Raw genomic sequence first — 2,906 nt, forward strand, 5'->3', positions numbered from 1 at the left:
TTCCGCGTTTCGGCCCGAAGACCTTTTCGTTGAAGCGAGCCGCCTATTGTAGCAGGCTTTTCGTTTCTGTCAACACCTCAAAGCGAGATGGAGACTTCAAACTTTCCTCTCCGTTGCGCCCCTTGCGAGGCCCCTGCGTCGGGGGAGGGAAAGTATGTGCCTCTTTGCGGCCTTTGTGAAGGGGGTGTGCACGATTTTTTGCAACTTTCGTTCACCTGGCCTGCGGTAGCCCCCGAAACCCTGCACATACGCCTTATTAGTGTGCGGAATTAGTGTGCGGCGCCAGCGTTTGGCGCCCCCTGCCATCCACAAGAAGGCGGGCGCGTGGAAAGCCAGTCCCGGAGCCCTCTCCTCCCAATCCACCCGACTGCATGCAATGCGCCGGCGCTCGATGGACAGAGAGCTCCAGGTCCACAGGCCGCCCTCACCCTATACGGGCGGAGGGCCTGCAAACCCGGCTTGCAGCGTCAAACAGCCGCAACCAGCAGAACGCGGGCGAAGGTGCGCTTGCCCACCTGCAACAAGCCTTCAAAACCCGGCTGCAGCACGGTCTGTGCGTCATCGACCACTTCGCCATCCACCTTCACCGCACGCTCCTTGAGCTTGCGCGAGGCCTCCGAATTGCTCGGCGTCAGGCCAGCGGCGGTCAGCAACGCACCGATGCGCAGGCCTTCGGCCGGCACGGTCACCTCCTGCAGCGGCAACTGGGTGATGTCGCCCTGGCCGGTGACGGCTGCATTCCAGCCGGCGATGGCCTGTTCGGCAGCATCGGCGTCATGGAAGCGGGTGGTCAGCTCACGCGCCAGCCGCAGCTTGATCTCACGCGGGTTGATCTTGCCGGCCTCGACGTCGGCACGCAGCTGCTTGGCCTCGTCAATGGAGATATCGAAGCTGAGCAGGTCGATCCAGCGCCACATCAAGGTGTCGTCGACCTTCATGGTCTTGGTGACGATGTCGATGGCCGGCTCGCTGATGCCGATGTAGTTGCCCAGCGACTTGGACATCTTGTTGACGCCGTCCAGGCCTTCCAGCAACGGCATGGTCAGCACGATCTGCGGCTTCTGCCCGTGGTGCTCCTGCAGGCCGCGGCCCATCAGCAGGTTGAACTTCTGGTCGGTGCCGCCGAGCTCGACATCGGCCTCAAGCGCCACCGAGTCGTAGCCCTGTACCAGCGGGTAGAGGAACTCGTGGATGGCGATGGACTGCTGGGCGGCATAGCGCTTGGCGAAGTCATCGCGCTCGAGCATGCGTGCAACGGTGTGCTGGCCGGCCAGGCGGATCATGTCGGCCGCGCTCATCTTGCCGAACCATTCCGAGTTGAAGCGGACTTCGGTCTTTTCGCGGTCCAGCACCTTGAATACCTGCTCTTCATAGGTGCGCGCATTGGCCAGCACGTCTTCGCGGCTGAGCGGCTTGCGGGTCAGGCTTTTGCCGGACGGGTCACCGATCATGCCGGTGAAGTCGCCGATCAGGAAAATGACCTGATGACCGAGGTCCTGGAACTGGCGCAGCTTGTTCAGCAATACGGTGTGGCCCAGGTGCAGGTCGGGGGCGGTAGGGTCGAAGCCGGCCTTCACACGCAGCGGGCGACCGCTTTCCAGACGCTGGCGCAGTTCATCCACTTTGAGGATTTCGTCGGCTCCACGGCCGATCAGGGCAAGGGCTTCATCAATCGAGGACACGCTAAAACTCCCGGCTTCGCCGTCAAATACATGAATGGTGTTAAGTACAAGTTAACCACGCCAGGAGATTGAAAAGCCATGCGGCTCAATGGTTTGACGCGGTATTGATAGGTGTCTATGTTAACCGCGTTTGGGCCCGCGATCCGGGCCGGCCAGAGAACTGAGCGATGCCACAACCCGATCATGGCCCCGCGCGCAAGCAGCGCTTCCAGGAACGCCTCAATGTCCTGCACGACACCGCCCTGCATCGGAAGCTGAAAGAACATCTGCCGGCCGCGTTCAACGAACGCTGGACCCGGCGGCATTGGATCCACGCCAGCCTGTTCGTCACCATTGGCGCGTTGGCGGCCACCATTGTTCCCGGCTTTTCCAACGCAATCGACACCCCCCTGCCCGCCTCGCACTCGACGTTGGCGCTGCCGTTGCCGCCGCTGTCACTGGCACGCCGTGGCGAAACACCGGGCGACAGCTGGCAGATCCTGCGCGTACAGCGTGGCCAGACCCTGAGCGATCTGTTCGAGTCCGCCGGCGTCCCTGCCACCACCATGCAACGCGTGCTTGACCACCCCGGTACCCGCGACGTGCTGACCAAGCTGCGCCCGGGCACCGAGATCGCCTTCGACCTGCCGGTCAACGGCACCCTGCGCACCATCCGCTTTGATCGCGACGCCGACCACCGCGTGGAACTGAGCCTGCAGGGCGAGCAGATCCGCGAGAAAGTCAGCGAGCGCGCCACCAGCACCCGCACCGTGGTTGCCAGTGGTGAGATCACCAGTTCGCTGTACAACGCCGCACGCCGTGCCGGCCTGTCGCCGTCAGCCATCGCCACGATGACCGACGAGATCTTCAAGTACGACATCGACTTCTCCAAGGACCTGCAGCCGGGCGACCGCTTCAGCGTGGTGATGGACGAGACCTGGCGCGAAGGCGAGCGCATCGATACCAGCAAGATCCTGGCGGCAACCTTCCAGACTGGCGGCAAGACCTATACCGGCTTCCGCTTTGATCGCAACGGCAAGTCGGAATACTTCGACATCAATGGCCGCTCGCTGAAGAAGAGCTTCATCCGCTCACCCATCCAGTTCGCGCGCCTGAGCTCGAATTTCGGTACCCGCCGCCATCCCATCCTCGGCACCATGCGCACCCACAAGGGTGTGGATTACGCCGCGCGCACCGGCACCCCGATCATGGCCGCCGGCGATGCCCGCGTGCAGTTCGCCGGCA

2 protein-coding genes are annotated in these 2,906 nt (G+C 63.0%); one reads left to right on the forward strand and one right to left on the reverse strand.

Annotated features, from left to right (window positions below; translation table 11 throughout):
* Positions 1 to 467: 467 nt before the first annotated feature.
* Positions 468 to 1,682 carry a tyrosine--tRNA ligase gene (gene tyrS / locus B2527_RS04260; protein ID WP_293706304.1) on the reverse strand — a complete coding sequence of 405 codons (1,215 nt, stop codon included), beginning with the start codon at positions 1,680 to 1,682 and terminating at the stop codon, positions 468 to 470.
* Positions 1,683 to 1,849: 167 nt separating this feature from the next.
* On the opposite strand from tyrS, the gene B2527_RS04265 reads away from it, so the two are divergent.
* A partial coding sequence (locus B2527_RS04265) for a LysM-like peptidoglycan-binding domain-containing protein (protein ID WP_293706305.1) occupies positions 1,850 to 2,906 on the forward strand: 1,057 nt, incomplete at its 3' end.

Origin of the sequence: Stenotrophomonas sp. UBA7606, from assembly GCF_002477705.1 — a bacterium.
GTDB lineage: Bacteria > Pseudomonadota > Gammaproteobacteria > Xanthomonadales > Xanthomonadaceae > Stenotrophomonas.